Genomic DNA, 18,458 nt, shown 5'->3' on the forward strand with positions numbered 1-18,458 from the left:
CGCATCGACCGCCAGACCGTTTTCATCACCCTATATAGGAACGAGAATTGTGACGAAAAGCATCATAGAGCTGAAGAAAGCCGACCTCACGCTCGGCAATGCCGCCGCCTCCGTTCACGTTCTCAAGAACATCGATCTTTCAATCGGAGAGAGCGAGGCAGTTGGTATCGTCGGCCCCTCCGGATCGGGAAAATCGACGCTTCTGATGGTGCTTGCCGGTCTCGAGAGGCTCGATAGCGGTGAAATCATCATCGCGGATACGGAACTGCACAAGCTCGGCGAGGACGCGCTGGCGGATTTCCGCGGCCGCAACATCGGCATTGTTTTCCAGTCCTTCCATCTGATCGCCAACATGACGGCGCTGGAAAACGTTGCGGTTCCGCTCGAACTGGCAAACACCCCGAACCCCTTCGAAATCGCCAGACGTGAGCTCGTCGCCGTCGGTCTCGGCGAACGCCTCAACCACTATCCCGGCCAGCTTTCCGGCGGCGAACAGCAGCGTGTCGCCATCGCCCGCGCGCTTGCCCCCTCGCCGGCCGTGCTGATTGCTGACGAACCGACCGGCAATCTCGATACCGATACCGGCAGGCAGATCGCCGATCTTCTCTTTGCCAAACAGGCCGAACGCGGCATGACGATGATCCTTGTCACCCACGATCCGTCGCTTGCCGCTCGGTGCTCACGCCAGATCAAGGTGCGCTCCGGCGAGATTGAGGGCGACAGCGCCACCTCCCATATGGCGCGGGCGGTGTCGGCATGACCGGATCCATTATCCCGTCTCTTGCCAATATCAGAAACGCCGCAAGGATCGCGCGGCGCGAAATTCGCGGCGGGTTACGCGGCTTTTACATTTTCCTCGCCTGCATCGCGCTTGGAACCGGCGCCATCGCCGCCGTCAATTCCGTCTCGCGCGCGGTCACCAGCGCCATCGCCACTGAAGGTCAGTCCATATTGGCGGGCAATGTGCGTTTCGAACTGCGTAACAGGGAAGCGACGCAGGAAGAGCGGGCCTATCTCGACAGCCTCGGCACCGTCGCGGTTTCCACCGGTCTGCGCTCCATGGCGCGCCTTGGCGACGGGTCCGAACAGACCCTGACGGAAGTGAAGGCCATCGACGGCGCTTACCCGCTCTATGGCACCTTCGTTGCCGAGCCGAACCGACCGCCGAGCGAGCTTCTGGCCGGGAACGGCGACACCTATGGCGCCATCGCCGCGCCGCTTCTGCTTGAGCGGCTCGGAATCAAGGTCGGCGATGAAATCCTGCTCGGCAATGTGAAGCTGAAACTGACCGGCACCGTGGTCGACGAGCCGGATGCTCTCTCCGACGGTTTCGGTTTCGCGCCAAGGCTTATGCTCAGCCGCGACGCCCTTTTCGCCTCGGGTCTCGTTCAGAACGGCAGTCTGGTCGAGCATGCCTACAAGATCAGGCTGAACGATCCTTCGGCACGGTCAACGATGACCGATGCGGCCAACAAGGCCTTTCCCGATGCCGGCTGGTCCATCCGCACCAGTGACCGGGCGGCCCCATCGCTCACCGAAAACGTCAATCGCTTCTCGCAATTCCTGACGCTGGTGGGCCTCACCGCCCTCATCGTCGGCGGTGTCGGCGTTGCCAATGCCGTTCGCGCGTTTCTGGATTCCAAGCGCACCACCATCGCCTCGCTGAAATGCCTGGGGGCACCGGCCTCGGTGGTCACCATGACCTATCTTTTCCAGATCGCATTCATTGCCGCCGTCGGCATCGTCATCGGCCTTGTCGTCGGCGCCGTCGCGCCCCTCATCGCCATGCGGTTTCTGGAGGGCGTGCTGCCCGTGCCGGAGGAGCTTGCATTCTATCCCGGCGCTCTCGGCCTTGCCGCCCTGTTCGGCCTCCTGACAACGTTCGCCTTCGCCATCGTTCCCCTTGGCCAGGCGCGTGAGGTTCCGGCAACCGCGCTTTTCCGCGAGCAGGGTTTCGAAGAAGGAAGCTGGCCCTCCTGGCCCTATCTGGCCGCAACCGGCCTGCTGCTGGCGGCGCTTGCCGCCCTCGCCATTTTTTCGGCGGAAGACCGCTTCATCGCCTCGATCTTCCTTGCGGCCATCGCTTTTGCCTTCGTGGTGCTGCGACTGGTGGCTGCGGGCGTAAAGGCCATCGCCAAGCGCAGCCCGCGCGTTCATTCGGCTGCGCTCAGGCTGGCGATCGGCAATATTCACTGGCCGGGCGCACTCACCCCCTCGGTCGTTCTTTCGCTTGGCCTCGGGCTGACCCTCCTCGTAACGCTCACCCTGATTGACGGCAATCTGCGTCGCGAACTGACGGACAGCCTGCCGGAAAAGGCACCGAATTTCTTCTTCGTGGATATTCAGGGCAGCGAAGTTCAGGGCTTCCGCGATCTTCTGAAGCGGGAAGCACCGGAAGGCGCGCTGACCGAAGTGCCGATGCTGCGCGGCCGCATTCTGGCGCTCAACGGCGAGGATGTCACGAAGATGGAGGTACCTCCGGCTGGACGCTGGGTTCTGCGTGGCGACCGGGGCATCACCTATTCGCAGGATATCCCCGAAAACGCGACTCTCACAGAAGGAAGCTGGTGGGGACCGGACTATAGCGGCGAGCCGCTGGTCTCCTTCGCGGCCGAGGAAGCAGGGGAACTGGGTCTCAAGATTGGCGACACGGTGACCGTGAACGTGCTCGGCCGTAGCATAACGGCAAGGATCGCCAATCTGCGCAATGTCGAATGGGAATCCCTGTCGATCAATTTCGTCATGGTGTTTTCGCCAAACACCTTTCGCGGCGCGCCGCACGCATGGCTGGCGACACTCGCCGACCCTTCCGCTTCCGCCGCCGATGAAGGCCGTATCCTGCGCGCCGTCACCAACGCCTATCCGACGATCACCAGCGTGCGCGTGAAGGATGCGCTCGACGTCGTCAACCGGCTTGTCGGCCAGCTTGCCACCGCCATTCGCGCCGCCGCAGCCGTCGCCCTCATCGCCTCCGTCCTGGTCCTCGCCGGCGCTCTTGCCGCCGGAAACCGCGCCCGTACCCATGACGCGGTTATCCTTAAAACGCTGGGCGGCACGCGAAATCTGCTCATACGCGCCTTCTCCTACGAATATATGATGCTCGGCCTCGCCACCGCCGTCTTCGCACTTTTCGCCGGCGGCGTCTCCGCATGGTTCGTGATCGCCCGCATCATGAAGCTGCCCTCCAGCTTCCTGCCGGATGTGGCCATCGGAACGCTCGTCGTCGCGCTCGTCATGACGGTGGGCATCGGCCTCATGGGCACATGGCGGATTCTCGGGCAGAAAGCGGCTCCGGTTCTCCGGCAGGCAGGTGAATGATCGTCGGTTGTGCGCCGCTTAACTTTAACGATTAATTCTTTGTAATGATCGCCAAAACGTGAGCGCTTTTCGCGCATATGGTGTCTTTTCGCAGGGAAAAGGCCTTGTATAGAACACGTTCTGCCATCATATTCTTGATCAGGCTTGCTGAAGCTCCGCAGCGGCGCCCGGGAGGTATCCCGACACCGTAGCAATCACGGAGCTCAAAAGAGGAAACAATGGCTGACTTCAATAACTACCAGAACCGCATGGCGCAGACCCGTGCTCAGACTGGTGCGATGATCGATGAAGGTCTTCGCGCCTATATGCTCAAGGTTTATAACCTGATGGCGCTGGCTCTGGTCATCACCGGCGTTGCAGCGTTCGGCACCTATACGCTTGCCGCTTCCAACCCGGCTTTCGCCCAGCTGCTCTATGCGTCGCCGCTGCGCTGGGTCGTCATGCTGGCTCCGCTCGCACTGGTTTTCTTCCTTAGCTTCCGTATCCAGAACATGAGCGTTTCCGCCGCCCAGACAACCTTCTGGGTCTATGCAGCGCTGATGGGCGTCTCGCTGTCGGCGATCTTCCTGGTCTTCACCGGCCAGAGCATCGTGCAGACGTTCTTCGTGACCGCCGCTTCGTTCGGCGCACTCTCGCTTTACGGTTATACGACGAAGAAGAACCTTTCCGGTCTCGGTTCGTTCCTGATCATGGGTCTGTTCGGCCTGATCATCGCTTCCATCGTCAATATCTTCCTTGCATCTTCCGCACTGCAGTTTGCGATTTCCGCGATCGGCGTGCTGATCTTCGCAGGCCTGACCGCCTACGACACCCAGAAGATCAAGGAAATGTACTTTGACGGCGACGATGTTGCCGTGGCTGGCCGCAAGGCCATCATGGGCGCGCTGACGCTCTATCTCGACTTCATCAACCTCTTCACCTTCCTCCTGCAGTTCCTCGGAAACCGCGACGACTAAGGTTAAGAGTTCTACTGACAGACATGCGAAAGGCGGCCCTTCGGCCGCCTTTTTATTTACAGATGTTTTTCATTCGTGGCGGCCGAACTGCCCCATCCAGGGCGGTGGCGCACTCCCGCTGGCGTTCACTCGATGAGCTTCAAAACCTTGTCGAAGACCTTCAGAACCTGCGGCAACTCATGCCCACGTTTCAGAATGCGGCCATCCGTATTCACCACGCAATAGGCCCCCTGTTTGGCCGCCAGCTTGGGGTTTTTCTCGATCCTGAAAAGCGGCATTTCACCTGAACGCTTGAAGACGGAAAACACCGCCTTTTCCTTCAGGTGATCGATGGCGTAGTCACGCCATTCACCCTCTCCCACCATGCGGCCATAGATGCGCAGGATCGCATCCAGCTCGCGGCGGTGAAAGGTGACCGGCAAAGGGTCCTTGTTCTTTTTATATTCGCGGAGATCGATAACGGTGGAATTGTCACGTGAAGCGGTCTGCACCTGCTGCACATCCGGTTGATCGGTCATCCAATACCTCCGATTCCACCCAAATCATCCACGCAGTGTGAGCCTGAGAGGGCGAAATTGCAAGTCTTTGCACCGGTATGACGCACAGGACAGGGAATTCCGGGAAAGGTCCGACAAGCCTTCGATGCGCAGCGGAACCGGAGGACGGCAGCACAGAATTGCACCCGCCGATTCTGTGACGAGCGCTGCCAGCGGCAAAAGCAGGAGTTAAAAATGGTAACCATTTAGGCAGCCATTTTCACATGGGCTGCCGTATTTCGGTCAAACCATGGCCCGAATTGGGTGGAATAGTCCTATTGTCAATTGATGCCTAGGCACCAAGATGACCCGGTCCGGTGCATTGACCCTTTACCCCCAGCCCCCAATGCCCGGACCGGATCTTCCATCGCCCGACAGGCGGTCAGGGGTTTTCATTTCCAAGCAGAATACTTGCGCCGACGATTGCCGCGGGATCGCCGCCGGCATTGGCCGTCTGCAACAGCACGGCGCAGCCGCCCTTTTTCACCTTGGCCACCACGCTCGCCGGAAGCTTCACCGTCATCGGCGAACCGTCCCACATGCCGACTGTCTGCACATCATAGACGCTGTGCCAGTAGGACATTTTTTTCCCCTGGTTTTCGCCCTTCTGCACATCCACGGTCTGTTCGCGCGTGAAATAAGCGACGACGACATCGGCCTTGCCGCTGCCGGCGCCAATATCGATCTCCACCTCGTCACCGGCAAATTTCGACGAGACCGGCACATTCAGCCCCTTGCCCTCGCGCTTGAACGCATCCAGCCTGTCATAGATGCCACGGACATCGCCACCCTTGACGTGGTCGCGGCCGTTCAGAATGGCCTGCGGCGTATAGACCCCGTTGCGGCCGAGCGCGCGCATATAACCATATTGCCGGTCGGTATTTTCCTTCGAGGCGAGCGAATCCGTCCAGCCGAGATAGTTCCAGTAATCGACATGGTAGGAAAGACCGACGACATCGCCCTTCTGGATCATCTTGCGCAGGGCTTCATCGGCCGGCGGGCAGGATGAGCATCCCTGCGACGTGAACAATTCGACGACGCCCTTCACGGCCTCCTGCGCCTGCGCGGAGGTGACGAGGAACGTGCCGAGAAGACATATCGACAGGGGAAATTTCAGCGGCATTACAAAAACCTTTGTCCGGAAGAGATCCAGACGAATTGATGCAATCAATCCTGCCGGGATGCAAACCGGAAAATAACGTCTATTGCCCTTCAATAGAAAGTCACGAAGGGGTGAGCGACAATCACAAAAAAAGAGACGATGAAACGCAAAGACGCCGGGATTTCTCCCGGCGTCTTTGATTGTTGAAGCTTTATGCGGCTAGATCGCGAAGAACGGTCTGCAAAATGCCGCCGTTGTTCATGTAGATCACTTCATCCAGCGTATCGATGCGGCAAAGAAGCGGAACTTCCTTCACCGAGCCGTCGCTATAGGTGATCTTGGCGATCTTCTTTTCACGCGGCCTGATTTCACCTTCGAGCCCATCGATCTCGACGATTTCATCACCCTTGAGGTCGAGGCTCGCCCAAGTCGTGCCTTCCTCGAAGACGAAGGGAACGACTCCCATGCCGACGAGGTTCGAACGGTGGATACGTTCGAAAGACTGCGCGATGACAGCCTTGACGCCGAGCAGGTTGGTGCCCTTCGCCGCCCAGTCGCGGGACGAGCCGTTACCATATTCGACACCGGCGAAGATGACGAGCGGGACGCCTTCCGCCTTGTATTTCATGGCCGCGTCATAGATCGACATCTCTTCCTTGGACGGATAGTGGATGGTGTAGCCACCTTCCTTGCCGTTCGGGCCAAGCATGTGGTTGCGGATGCGGATATTGGCGAAGGTGCCGCGCATCATCACTTCATGGTTGCCGCGACGCGTGCCGTACTGGTTGAAGTCGGCCACGGCGACGCCATGTTCCGTCAGATAGGCGCCGGCAGGCGAAGCAGCCTTGATCGAACCGGCCGGAGAAATATGGTCGGTGGTGATCTTGTCGCCGAAGAGACCGAGGACGCGCGCGCCCTTGATGTTCTTGAGGCCCGAGCCCTTTTGCCCATGCCGACGAAATAGGGCGGGTTCTGAACATAGGTCGACTGGTCGTCCCAGGCATAGGTCTGGCCCGGAGGAACCTGAACCGCCTGCCAGTTCGCATCGCCCTTGAACACGTCGGCATACTTCGTTTCATAAAGCTCGCGGGTGACGTATTTCAGGATGAATTCCTGGATTTCCTTGGAGGTCGGCCAGATATCCTTGAGGTAGACCGGATTGCCGTTCTGGTCGTCGCCGATCGGCTCCTTGGTCAGATCCTTCTGGACCGTGCCGGCAAGGGCATAGGCCACGACAAGCGGCGGCGAGGCCAGATAGTTCGCCTGAACATCCGGCGAGATACGGCCTTCGAAGTTGCGGTTGCCCGAGAGAACACCGGCGGTGATCAGGCCCTTGTCGTTGATCGTCTTGGAGATCGCCGGCGGCAGCGGACCGGAATTACCGATGCAGGTCGTGCAGCCGAAGCCGACGAGGTTGAAGCCGATCGCGTCGAGATCCTTCTGCAGACCGGACTTGTCGAGATATTCGGCAACGACCTGCGATCCGGGCGCGAGCGACGTCTTGACCCACGGCTTGGACTTCAAACCCCTGGCGACGGCGTTACGGGCGAGAAGGCCGGCAGCGATGAGAACCGAGGGGTTGGAAGTATTGGTGCAGGAGGTGATGGCAGCAATCGCCACATCGCCATGACCGAGATCGAAAGCCTCACCTTCGACCGCATAACGGCTCGAAAGCTGGCCGGGCTTCTTATAGTCGTTTTCAAGAGCCGTCGCGAAATTCGGCGCGATGGTTTCGAGCGGCAGGCGGCCTTCCGGACGCTTCGGGCCCGCCATCGACGGCACGACGTCGCCGAGGTCGAGTTCCAGCGTATCGGTGAAGACGAGATCGGAACCATCGCCAGTGCGCCACATGTCCTGCGCCTTCGAATAGGCTTCGACGAGCGCGATGCGATCCTTCGCACGGCCGGACATGGTCAGGTAATTGATGGTCTCGCTATCGACCGGGAAGAAGCCGCAGGTCGCGCCATATTCCGGACCCATATTGCCGATGGTGGCGCGGTCGGCCAGAGACATCGAATCGAGGCCGGGGCCGAAGAATTCGACGAACTTTGAAACCACGCCCTTCTTGCGCAGCATCTGAACCACGGTCAGCACGAGGTCGGTCGCGGTCACGCCTTCCTTCACCTTGCCGGTCAGCTTGAAGCCGATAACCTCGGGCAGAAGCATGGAGACCGGCTGGCCGAGCATGGCCGCTTCAGCCTCGATACCGCCAACGCCCCAGCCCAGAACGCCGAGACCATTGATCATGGTCGTGTGCGAATCGGTGCCGACGCAGGTATCCGGATAAGCAATCGTCTCGCCATCCTCTTCCTTCGTCCAGACGGTCTGGCCGAGATATTCGAGGTTGACCTGGTGACAGATGCCGGTGCCGGGCGGAACCACACGGAAATTCTCGAACGCCTGCTGGCCCCACTTCAGGAAGCGGTAACGTTCGCCGTTGCGCTCATATTCCAGCTCGACGTTGCGGGCAAAGGCGCTCGGCGTGCCGAATTCGTCGACGATGACCGAGTGGTCGATGACGAGATCGACGGGAACCAGCGGGTTGATCTTTTCCGGATCGCCGCCAAGTGCCTTGATACCGTCACGCATGGCGGCAAGGTCGACAACGGCGGGAACGCCGGTAAAGTCCTGCATCAGAACGCGGGCGGGGCGGTAGGCGATTTCGGTTTCGGTCAGGCCCTTGTTGTTCAGCCATTCGGAAACCGCCAGAATGTGTTCCTTGGTGACAGACTGGCCGTCCTCGAAACGCAGCAGGTTTTCTAAGAGAACCTTCATGGAATAGGGCAGCTTGGAAACGCCCTTCAGGCCATTGGCTTCAGCCTTGGGAAGGCTGAAATAGATGTATTCCTTACCGTCAACGGTAAGGACGGAACGACATTGGAAACTGTCGAGTGATTTGGGCATGGATAAAAACCCCGCTTACTCTGATAGCCAACACGTGCGTGCGGACACCTATGCACTCATGCACATCAGGATGCGGGTACGACCATTTCCGCTGTCCGCACGTGAAAATTGCTCCTCGCAATCGTCAAGTCCGGCGCAAGATGATGTTCACGCCGGCCGCTGGCGTGTTGACACCCATATAGATAATTTCGGAGAAACGTACCAGACCATTCAACCAAGCTAATCGATTTTTTTATAGTCGAGGCGAGAAAGTGAACCGGAACCGCAGCATGAATCTCACGACGGAAAATCTTGGCGTGCGGCGCGGCGAAGATTTCATATTCATGAATATTTCCTTCAAGTTAAGCGACGGTGAGGCTCTTGTGCTGACCGGCCGCAACGGTTCAGGAAAATCCACCCTGCTGCGCACGGTGGCCGGCCTGCTGCGCCCGGAACAGGGCCGAGTAAAGATAGCCGGCAAAGAAATCGAAGCCGACATGCGCCCTTCGGAGGCCTGCCACTATCTCGGCCATCGCAACGCGATGAAAACGGAACTGACCGTTTCGGAGAATCTTCGGTTCTGGAAAGACTTCCTCGGCGATTTTTCCGGCGGTGCGGGCGTGGCGATCGATGAGGCTGCGGAAATCGTCGGCCTCGCCGGCATTACCCACCTGCCCTTCGGTTATCTCTCCGCCGGCCAGCAGCGGCGCTTTGCCATGGCGAAACTTTTGATTGCATGGCGACCGGTATGGATTCTCGATGAGCCGACGGCGGCGCTCGACAAGGCTGCGGACGGGATGTTTACCGATCTCGTGAAAAACCACCTCGGGAAAGGCGGCATCGTTCTGGCCGCGACCCATCAGCCTTTGGGGCTGGAGAGCGCGCGGGAATTGCGGATGACCGGGTTTGCGGGTGTGGAGGCTTGGGCATGAACGGTTTGCACGCGGGGCTTACCCCCTCTGCCCTGCCGGGCATCTCCCCCTCAAGGAGGGAGATAGGCAAGGCGCACTCCCACCGTTTCTTTCTCCAGCATTGAGATGGGCGAGACCTTGCCGCGGGTCGATCTCCCCCTTGAGGGGGAGATGCCCGGCAGGGCAGAGGGGGGTAACGCCCCAGACGCGGAGCAACCCCAATGACCGCCCTCTTCCTCCGTGACATCAAACTCTCCATCCGCGCCGGCGGCGGCGCGCTGATCGGCGTACTGTTCTTCATGACAGTGGTTGCGGTCATTCCCTTCGGCGTCGGCCCCGATCTCAACCTGCTCGCCCGCATCGGCCCGGCCATCGTCTGGATCGGCGCGCTGCTCTCCGCCCTTCTCGGCCTCGACCGGCTGTTTCAGGCCGAGCGGGATGACGGCTCCCTTGATCTGATCCTGATGCAGGAAACCCCGCTGGTCCTGACCGTATTCGTGAAATGCCTGGCACACTGGGTCACGACCGGTCTACCGCTGGTGCTTGCCTCCCCTCTGCTTGGCCTCTTCATGAACATGGACGAAGTGGCTATCGGCGCCGTGATGCTTACCCTTCTCGTCGGCTCGCCCGCCATCACCTTCATCGGCGCAGTGGGGGCGGCGGTTGCCGTTGCTTTGCCGCGCGGAGGGCTTCTGGTTTCCATCCTCGTCCTGCCGCTCGCCATTCCCGTGCTGATCTTCGGCGTCAGCGCATCCTATGCGGCGGTACAGGATCCGGCGCCCTTCATCCCGCCATTTCTCATTCTGTGTGCGATCACGTTATTTTCAGCCGCGACCGGACCTTTCTTCGCCGCTTTGGCGCTGCGCAATGTTATGGATTGATGAAACCAAGCCAGACGATCCCCGATTGACAGGGATCAATTGCGGGGCGGCCATTCTCGGGTTACACAAACGGCATGAACGAGCAGACCTTCACCATCACCAAATTCAGTGATCTCGCCAATCCCACCCGGTTTCTGGCGCTGGCGGCACGCATTCTGCCCTGGCTCGCTGCCTTGACGGCGCTGGTGCTGGCCGCCGGTCTTTATCTGTCCTTCACCACCGAAGGCGATTACCAGCAGGGTTACACGGTGCGCATCATGTATGTGCATGTGCCTTCAGCCTGGCTCGCCATGATGTGTTATTCGGTCATGGCGGTCTCCGCAATCGGCACCCTCGTCTGGCGTCATCCGCTGGCGGATGTCAGCCATAAAGCCGCCGCCCCCATCGGCGCGGCCTTCACGCTGATTGCGCTCGTCACCGGCTCGCTCTGGGGTAAACCCATGTGGGGAACCTGGTGGGTGTGGGATGCACGGCTGACCTCCGTCTTCGTGCTTTTCCTGATGTATCTGGGGCTGATCGCGCTCAACCGCGCCATGGACGACCCATCCAGAGCCGCCCGCGTCAGCGCCGTGCTGATCCTCGTCGGTTTCGTGAATATTCCCATCATAAAATTTTCGGTCGAGTGGTGGAACACGCTGCACCAGCCGGCAAGCGTCATCCGCATGGGCGGCTCCGCCATCGATGCGGAATTCCTCTGGCCGCTGCTGATCATGGCCGTGGGTTTCACGCTGCTGTTCTTCACCCTGCACATCGCCGCGATGCGTAACGAAATCTGGCGTCGGCGCGTGGCCGCGCAGCGGCGTCTCGCGGCGCGCATGGCGAACCGGGAGGGCTGAAGTGATGACGCACGCCTTTTATATCGGCATGTCCTATGCGGCGACCGGCCTTGTCGTTCTCTGTCTCATCGCCTGGGTCGTCGTGGACGGTCAGGCACGCAAACGGGAATTGAAGGAACTCGAAGCATCCGGCGTACGCCGCAGGGCGAGAGCCGGTTCCGCAGGTGACGCGCAATGACGCAGGCTGACCGGGATACCAAGGCCAAAACGACAGGCCGTGCACGCTATGCGCTTGCGCTTCTGCCGTTGCTGCTGTTCGGCGGTTTCGCCCTCGTCGCCGGCAAGATGCTTTACGATCAGGATGTGAACGGGCTGGATATCAGCGCCATTCCCTCGGCGCTGATCGGCACCAGGGCGCCCATCCTGTCGCTACCGCCGCTGGAAGGCTCCAACCTGCCGGCTCTGACCGATGCCGCCATCAAGGGCAAGCTGACGCTGGTGAACGTCTTCGCCTCCTGGTGCATTCCCTGCCGGCAGGAGCATCCGCTGCTTCAGGAACTGGCAAAAGACAGCCGCATCACCGTCGTCGGCATCAACTACAAGGACAAGCAGGACAATGCGCTGCGCTTCCTCGGCGAGCTCGGCAATCCCTTTGCTGCGATAGGGGTCGATCCGAACGGCAAGGCCGCGATAGACTGGGGCGTCTACGGCATTCCCGAAAGTTATCTGGTCGGCGCGGATGGCACGATCCTTTATAAAAAGGTCGGCCCCTTCGATGCCCGCAGCGTCGAGCGCGACCTGCTGCCAGCCATCGCGGCCGCAGCCGGTAAATAACCCGCTCCGCAAGGCGTCACCCCTTGGTAACGACCCGCAGCGAAGGGCCTTCAGCCGGCAGACGTATGCCTTCCAGCACCACCTGATCCCGACCGCCGCGTTTTGCGGCATAGAGACTGTCATCGGCCCGCTTGATGGCGTCATGAATGGAATGATCTCCCCTCGCGACGGCCGAAACACCGAAGCTCGCGGTGATCTGGCTGGTTACACCCCGGTTGCGCCAATCGAGCGACGAAAGACCTGTCCGCATGCCATTGGCCAGCTGGCCGGCTGCGGGGGCTGTCTGGCCGGGCAGGAAAACCACGAATTCCTCGCCGCCGAAACGGGCCACCAGCGCATCCTCGGGCGCATTTCGCCTGAGCAGATCGGAAAGGCCGATGAGAACAATATCTCCGGCCGCATGACCGTAAACATCGTTGATACGCTTGAAGTGATCTATGTCGCAGGCAATGACCGCACCCTCAGGCGTATCGTTGCGAAAATCGGGAACTCGGCGGTCGAAGCCGCGCCGGTTCAGCACGTCCGTCAGCGGATCATGCTCTGCCGCATGAAGATGCCGGTCGACGGTGACGGAAATCTGGCTCGCGAGCACGGAGAGCGCCAGCAGGAAGCCGAAGATGCTCGCCGCAAGCTGCATGTAGAAAGCATAGTCGGATTCGAAGAATTCGCTGAGTTCGATCATCGAGCCGCTCGGCGTCATCACGAGCAGCATGCCGATGCGTACCAGCGTCTCCAGCACCACAAGACAGGCAATTCCCACCATCAGCCGGTCGGCAAGCGCGACGGGTCGCTTTCGCACGAGCCAGACCGGGATCGCGAGCAAAAGGGCGCAGACGAGATCGCCGATGACGAGTTCGCGTTTCAGATCCGGTGTGACGAAGACATGGAAAGAGACCAGCAAAACCGCGGCAACCACGATCGACAGCCTGGCCGTGATATAAAGCGGCCGCCCGAAATGGACGAGCAGAGCGTGGCCATAGAGGAAGAAGGCGGAGAAGAACAACAGGTTCGAAACAATCGCCTGTATTTCGAAGGGCAGGCCGCCAAGCACCAAAGGTGTCGCAAAACCGAAGGCCGCCGAAAGATATCCTATACCCCAATAGCGGGCGGAAGCGTGGCCGATCCTTTGCAGGAACAGGAACACCACGCCGAATGTCAGCATGATGAAGGGGAGAAGATAGGCGAAGTTGTCTTGCAATGGGTTCTGCCGGAGGGAGAGACGAGCCTTTGCCTGACACTACCGCAATGCCATTAAGAAAACCTGCATATATTGCGCGGCTTCCGTGCCTTTCGGCGGGCGGCACCGGAAAACCCGTTCACATTTGCGGGAGCGCGTTCTGCCATTCCTTGATCGCGTCCACGGGCCAGAGCAGCATCACCACGTTCAGCGTCAGGTTGTCACGGATCAGCCAGCCGGTGAAGATTTCGAAGAAGATGGCGATCACCACCGTTAGCCACACCGGCACACGGGCGGCGAACAGGAAACCCAGCACCATGAAGACGGTATCCATCGCTGAGTTCAGTATGCTGTCGCCAGTGTAACCCAGCGCCATGGTCGCCGTACGGTAACGATCAATGATAATAGGCGAGTTCTCAAGAATTTCCCATGCGGCTTCCACCAGAACCGCGAGCGAAAGCCGCATGGAAAGCGGCCTGTTGCGGAAGAGTAGCCAGGCGAACCAGTAGAACAGGAAGCCGTGAATGATATGCGAGGGGGTATACCAGTCTGCCAGATGCTGGGAATTGCCCGGCGTGTTCACGCCCGGCTCGAACAGCTTCACGTAACCGCATTCGCAGATTGGAATGCGGCCCATGGCATAAAGGATGACGATCTGCAGGAGAAGCAGCCCGGCGGCCACGCCGAACCATTTGAGCGAGCGCGAACGGGAAGCCGACATCTCTGCAACTGTCATTTTTCGTCCTTGTTGAGCGGTTCCAGCGAATGGCGCATGACGAGCGGCATCTGCGCCATGGTGAAGATGATGGTGATCGGCATCGTGCCCCACACCTTGAAGGCAACCCAGGTGTCGGTGGTGAACATGCGCCACACCACCTCGTTCAGCACCGCAAGAAACAGGAAGAATACGCCCCAGCGCAGCGTCAGCTTGCGCCAGCCCTCATCCGTCAGCCTGAAGGCGGAATTAAAGACATAACCGAGCAGCGATTGCCCGAAGAACAGGCCGCCGAGCAGAATGACACCGAACAGCGTGTTGACGATGGTAGGCTTCATCTTGATGAAGGTGTCGTTCTGCAGCCAAAGCGTCAGCGCACCGAACACGAACACCACGATGCCCGATATCAGCGGCATGATCGGCAATTTGCGCGTCAGCACCCATGAAACCGAAAGCGCCAGAGCCGTTGCGATCATGAACAGACCGGTGGCGATGAAGATCGGCCCGCCGAACTCCGTCAGAACAGGGAAAGTGGAGGCCAGCCATTCGCCGCGGGAATTGGCGAAGAAGAACACCATGAGCGGGCCAAGCTCGAGCACGAATTTCAGGAGCGGGCTGATTTCCGCCACCATCTTTTCGCTTTCCTTGGAATTGCTTTCAATATCCATACTCAAACTCCCGCAATGGCCTTGGCGAAATCTTCCGCCTCGAAGGGCTCCAGATCGTCCACACCTTCACCCACACCGATGAAATAAACCGGCAGCTTGTGTTTGGCAGCGATGGCGACGAGGATACCGCCCCGCGCCGTGCCATCCAATTTTGTCATAATCAGGCCCGAAACGCCCGCGACATTGCGGAATATTTCCACCTGGTTCATGGCGTTCTGGCCGGTCGTCGCATCCAGCGTCTGCAGCACGGTGTGCGGCGCATCCGGATCGAGCTTGCCAAGCACGCGCACGATCTTTTCCAGCTCTGCCATCAGCTCCGTCTTGTTTTGCAGCCGGCCGGCCGTATCGATGATGAGCACATCGCTTTTCTGCGCCCGCGCCTGCTCATAGGCGTCATAGGCAAGCCCGGCCGCATCCGCGCCAAGCTTGGTGCCGATGAATTGCGAACCGGTACGATCCGCCCATATCTTGAGCTGCTCGATGGCCGCCGCGCGGAACGTATCGCCCGCCGCCAGCATGACCTTGAGGCCCGAGCCGGAAAGCTTGGCGGCAAGCTTGCCGATGGTCGTCGTCTTGCCCGTACCGTTCACACCGACAACGAGAATGACATGCGGCTTGTGCGAAAGATCGAGCTCCAGCGGCTTGGCCACAGGCTTCAGGACCTTGGTGATCTCGCCCGCCATGATGCGCGCCACATCCTCGCCGCTCACATCCTTGCCGTAACGCTCGGAAGACAGGGCGCCGGTGATGCGCATGGCGGTCTCGACGCCGAGATCCGATTGGATAAGAAGATCCTCCAGCTCGTCGAGCGTATCCTCATCCAGCTTGCGCTTGGTGAAAAGCGCCGAAATCTGTGTGGTCAGCTGCGACGACGTGCGGGCAAGTCCTGCCCGCAGGCGCTGAAACCATGTCAGTTTTACCTGCGGTGCGACAGGGGCAGGCTCCTGCCGCTCGCTGGCGGACGAAAAACCCTTTGGTAGAGCTGGCGGTGTAGCGGAGGGCTCGGCGGCAGTCGCGGCTTCGGCCTCGTCAAGCAGCGCATCCATCGCATCCGCATCCAGCACGACATCCGCTGCTTCTGGGGCAGATTCGGCCTGCTCTTCGGCGGCTGCTTCCGCCTGTAGCAACGACAGCGGCACCACGCCCATATCGCCGGAAAGCTCGGCACCGGGAAGAAGCGGTGCGTCCTCTTCCTCGTCATCGGCGGAAAGGAACGCTTCTGTCGACTCGTCCGGGGCCGGCCCGCCGGCCGTCTCCATCTCCAGTTCGGAAACCGGGTCCTTGTCGACAGGGCCCTGCGCTTCAGCGTCGCTCAGCGCCGCTTCGAAGGAAGCGTTTTCATTGCCGCGCTCAGGCGCGGCGTCCTCTTGCGGCTGGTCATCCGTTTCGGCCTTGTCCTTGCCGAACGAAAAGACTTTTTTGATGAAGCCGAGGGCCATGGTCGTTCCCGTGTCTTTTCTCTTGTGCCGCCTCAGGCCGCGTCCGCCGCCAGAAGCTTCATGTTCAGATGTTTGCCGTTGTGGCCGGTAATCGCAACCTGCGCAAGAGTGCGCGGGGCAAGATGCGGTGCCTCCACCAGCGTGAAATTGTCGGTATGGGCGAAACCGTTGTTTTCAACGAGGATCGTCTGTACCGAGCCGACCATATTTTGCAGATGCGCCAGCTTCAGCACCTCGCCGCGCTCCCGAAGCCTCGCCGCCCGCTCCTTCACCAAGGCCCGGTCGAGCTGCGGCATGCGTGCCGCCGGCGTGCCCGCACGCGGGCTGTAGGGAAAGACATGCAGGCTGGAAATGCCGCATTCTTCCGCAAGCGTCGCGGCATTTTCGAACATCTCTTCCGTCTCGGTCGGAAAACCGGCGATCATATCCGCCCCGAAGGCGATATCCGGCCGAAGCGACCGCACCTCGTGACAGAAACGAATGGCGTCGGCGCGGGAATGGCGGCGTTTCATGCGTTTCAGGATCATGTCGTCGCCATGCTGGAGGGACAGGTGCAGATGCGGCATGAAACGCGGCTCATCGGCAATCAGATCCATAAGATGGCGGTCAGCCTCGATACTGTCGATGGAGGAAAGCCGCAGCCGCAAGATGTCCGGCACCTGTTTCAGCAATGTCTTGGCGAGGTAACCGAGGGAAGGTTCGCCGGGCAAGTCCGCGCCATAGCTCGTGGCGTCCACCCCGGTCAGCACGATCTCGCAATAGCCACTTTCCGTCAGCCTGCGTGCCTGATCCACCACGGCACCCATCGGCACGGAGCGGGAATTGCCGCGCCCATAAGGAATGATGCAGAAGGTGCAGCGATGATCGCAGCCGTTCTGCACCTGAATGAAGGCGCGCACATGCCCGTCTATGTGCTTCACCATCTGCGGCGCGGTCGCCTTGATGCTCATGATATCGTTGACGCGCAGCTTTTCTTCCGCCGAGACGCCGAAATCCGGCAGCGCGCGATAGGAGGCGCTTTTCAGCTTCTCCTCATTGCCCAGCACCGCATCCACCTCGGGCATCTCGGCAAAGGTCTGTTTTTCCGTCTGCGCGGCGCAGCCGGTAACGATGATGCGGGCATGCGGATTGTCGCGCCTTGCCCGACGGATGGCCTGGCGCGCCTGACGCACGGCCTCGCCCGTCACGGCGCAGGTATTGACCAGCACGGCATTGTTGAGCCCGGCCTTTTCGGCCTCCGCCCGCATCACTTCCGATTCATAGGTGTTGAGACGACAGCCGAAGGTTATGACCTCGACGCCGCTCATACAGCCCCCCGCTCGACCGCATCGCGCGCCCAGGCGCCGGTGACGGGATCGACGGAACCCGACCATTCCCATTCGGCCGGGCCGGTCATGATGACATGATTGTCCTCGCGCCAGTCGATGGTCAGCGGCACGCGAATGGGGCTGGAGGCGACATCGATGGTGACTGTCCTGCCGGTGCGGCCGGTGCGGGCAGCGGAAACGGCCGAGGCGCAGGCGGCGGAACCGCAGGCGAGTGTCAGGCCGGCCCCACGCTCCCATGTGCGGGTGCGCAGCGCGCTGTCGGAAATCACCTGCGCCAGCGTGATATTGGCCTTTTCCGGAAACATCGGGTGATTTTCGAGCAGAGGTCCGAAACGTTCGAGATCGAACTCCATCGGATCTCGATCCACCCAGAAAACCGCATGCGGATTGCCCATGGACATCACGGCCGGCGAATGCAGGATCGGCGCATCGATCGGCCCGATCTGCAATTCGATGCGGCTGGTATCATGGAATTCTTCCGAAAGCGGAATATCGCTCCAGCGGAAACGCGGCAGGCCCATATCGACGGAAATCATGCCGTCTTCATGTTCGACGGCATTCAGAATGCCCGCCACCGTCTGGAAGGTGAAACTGGTCTTGCCGGTTTCGGAAGACAGCGCCTGTACCACGCAGCGTGTGCCATTGCCGCAGGCCTGCGCCTTCGTGCCATCGCAATTGAGGATATCGATAAAGGCATCCGTGCCACCGACACGCGGATCGTGGATGGCCATGATCTGGTCGAACTGTGTGGCAGCATCGGCGTTCAGCACAATCGCCGCTTGCGGCGTGACCATATCCCCACGGCCGCGCATGTCGATAACGAGGATCTTGTTGCCAAGCCCGTTCATCTTCGCAAATTCGACCGTATCCGCCATCGCCCTGAACCTGAAAACTGTCTGAAAATCGGATTGCGTAGGGAATTTCCCCGCACTTT

The 18,458-nt window shown here is 60.2% G+C and carries 16 protein-coding genes and 1 pseudogene; 8 read left to right on the forward strand and 9 right to left on the reverse strand.

Features of this window, described 5'->3' with window-relative positions; all coding sequences use genetic code 11:
• Positions 1-49 precede the first annotated feature (49 nt).
• From O3W47_RS15220 to O3W47_RS15230, 3 genes are all read left to right on the forward strand, one after another.
• Complete coding sequence (locus O3W47_RS15220; protein WP_035263238.1) at positions 50-760, forward strand: ABC transporter ATP-binding protein; 711 nt, start codon at positions 50-52, stop codon at positions 758-760.
• Positions 757-3,318 carry an ABC transporter permease gene (locus O3W47_RS15225; protein ID WP_269314068.1) on the forward strand — a complete coding sequence of 854 codons (2,562 nt, stop codon included), beginning with the start codon at positions 757-759 and terminating at the stop codon, positions 3,316-3,318. The genes O3W47_RS15220 and O3W47_RS15225 overlap by 4 nt, the downstream gene beginning before the upstream one ends.
• Before the next feature lie 218 nt (positions 3,319-3,536).
• Entirely contained in the window at positions 3,537-4,274 is a 738-nt protein-coding gene (locus O3W47_RS15230) for a Bax inhibitor-1/YccA family protein (protein WP_065114304.1), read from the forward strand.
• Positions 4,275-4,399: 125 nt separating this feature from the next.
• On the opposite strand, the gene O3W47_RS15235 is transcribed toward O3W47_RS15230, so the two are convergent.
• From O3W47_RS15235 to acnA, 3 genes and pseudogenes are all read right to left on the reverse strand, one after another.
• Entirely contained in the window at positions 4,400-4,792 is a 393-nt protein-coding gene (locus O3W47_RS15235) for a DUF2794 domain-containing protein (protein WP_003523170.1), read from the reverse strand.
• 400 nt (positions 4,793-5,192) lie between these two features.
• Positions 5,193-5,933 (reverse strand): DUF1223 domain-containing protein, encoded by a 741-nt coding sequence (locus O3W47_RS15240; RefSeq protein ID WP_269314069.1) that lies wholly within the window; start codon positions 5,931-5,933, stop codon positions 5,193-5,195.
• Positions 5,934-6,123: 190 nt separating this feature from the next.
• Positions 6,124-8,816 (reverse strand): annotated as a pseudogene (gene acnA / locus O3W47_RS15245) (aconitate hydratase AcnA).
• A gap of 269 nt (positions 8,817-9,085) precedes the next feature.
• Here acnA and ccmA point away from each other — a divergent pair.
• The 5 genes from ccmA (at position 9,086) to O3W47_RS15270 (ending at position 12,197) form a co-directional block, all read left to right on the forward strand.
• Positions 9,086-9,727 carry a heme ABC exporter ATP-binding protein CcmA gene (gene ccmA, locus O3W47_RS15250; RefSeq protein ID WP_137452638.1) on the forward strand — a complete coding sequence of 214 codons (642 nt, stop codon included), beginning with the start codon at positions 9,086-9,088 and terminating at the stop codon, positions 9,725-9,727.
• Between the two features lie 200 nt (positions 9,728-9,927).
• Entirely contained in the window at positions 9,928-10,587 is a 660-nt protein-coding gene (gene ccmB / locus O3W47_RS15255; protein ID WP_137452637.1) for a heme exporter protein CcmB, read from the forward strand.
• Positions 10,588-10,661: 74 nt separating this feature from the next.
• Complete coding sequence (locus tag O3W47_RS15260; protein WP_080815617.1) at positions 10,662-11,423, forward strand: heme ABC transporter permease; 762 nt, start codon at positions 10,662-10,664, stop codon at positions 11,421-11,423.
• 4 nt (positions 11,424-11,427) lie between these two features.
• Positions 11,428-11,601: a heme exporter protein CcmD gene (gene ccmD / locus O3W47_RS15265; protein ID WP_060725377.1), complete on the forward strand. Its 174-nt coding sequence runs from the start codon at positions 11,428-11,430 to the stop codon at positions 11,599-11,601.
• On the forward strand, positions 11,598-12,197 hold the full coding sequence (locus O3W47_RS15270; RefSeq protein WP_120947541.1) for a DsbE family thiol:disulfide interchange protein: 600 nt from the start codon (positions 11,598-11,600) through the stop codon (positions 12,195-12,197). The genes ccmD and O3W47_RS15270 overlap by 4 nt, the downstream gene beginning before the upstream one ends.
• 16 nt (positions 12,198-12,213) lie before the next feature.
• Here O3W47_RS15270 and O3W47_RS15275 read toward each other — a convergent pair whose 3' ends face one another.
• From O3W47_RS15275 to dapF, 6 genes are all read right to left on the reverse strand, one after another.
• A complete protein-coding gene (locus O3W47_RS15275) occupies positions 12,214-13,395 on the reverse strand; it encodes a GGDEF domain-containing protein (RefSeq protein WP_170985811.1) in 1,182 nt (393 codons plus the stop codon).
• Between the two features lie 118 nt (positions 13,396-13,513).
• Positions 13,514-14,110 carry a DUF2585 domain-containing protein gene (locus O3W47_RS15280; RefSeq protein ID WP_080815616.1) on the reverse strand — a complete coding sequence of 199 codons (597 nt, stop codon included), beginning with the start codon at positions 14,108-14,110 and terminating at the stop codon, positions 13,514-13,516.
• Entirely contained in the window at positions 14,107-14,757 is a 651-nt protein-coding gene (locus O3W47_RS15285; RefSeq protein WP_003520517.1) for a septation protein A, read from the reverse strand. The genes O3W47_RS15280 and O3W47_RS15285 overlap by 4 nt, the downstream gene beginning before the upstream one ends.
• A gap of 2 nt (positions 14,758-14,759) precedes the next feature.
• Complete coding sequence (gene ftsY / locus O3W47_RS15290) at positions 14,760-16,196, reverse strand: signal recognition particle-docking protein FtsY (RefSeq protein ID WP_269314070.1); 1,437 nt, start codon at positions 16,194-16,196, stop codon at positions 14,760-14,762.
• 32 nt (positions 16,197-16,228) lie between these two features.
• Complete coding sequence (mtaB, locus tag O3W47_RS15295; protein WP_080815612.1) at positions 16,229-17,503, reverse strand: tRNA (N(6)-L-threonylcarbamoyladenosine(37)-C(2))-methylthiotransferase MtaB; 1,275 nt, start codon at positions 17,501-17,503, stop codon at positions 16,229-16,231.
• Positions 17,500-18,399: a diaminopimelate epimerase gene (gene dapF / locus O3W47_RS15300; protein WP_137452634.1), complete on the reverse strand. Its 900-nt coding sequence runs from the start codon at positions 18,397-18,399 to the stop codon at positions 17,500-17,502. Before dapF ends, mtaB begins: the two co-directional genes overlap by 4 nt.
• Positions 18,400-18,458: the final 59 nt, after the last annotated feature.

Origin of the sequence: Agrobacterium sp. LMR679, from assembly GCF_027157905.1 — a bacterium.
In the GTDB taxonomy this organism is placed as follows: domain Bacteria; phylum Pseudomonadota; class Alphaproteobacteria; order Rhizobiales; family Rhizobiaceae; genus Agrobacterium; species Agrobacterium leguminum.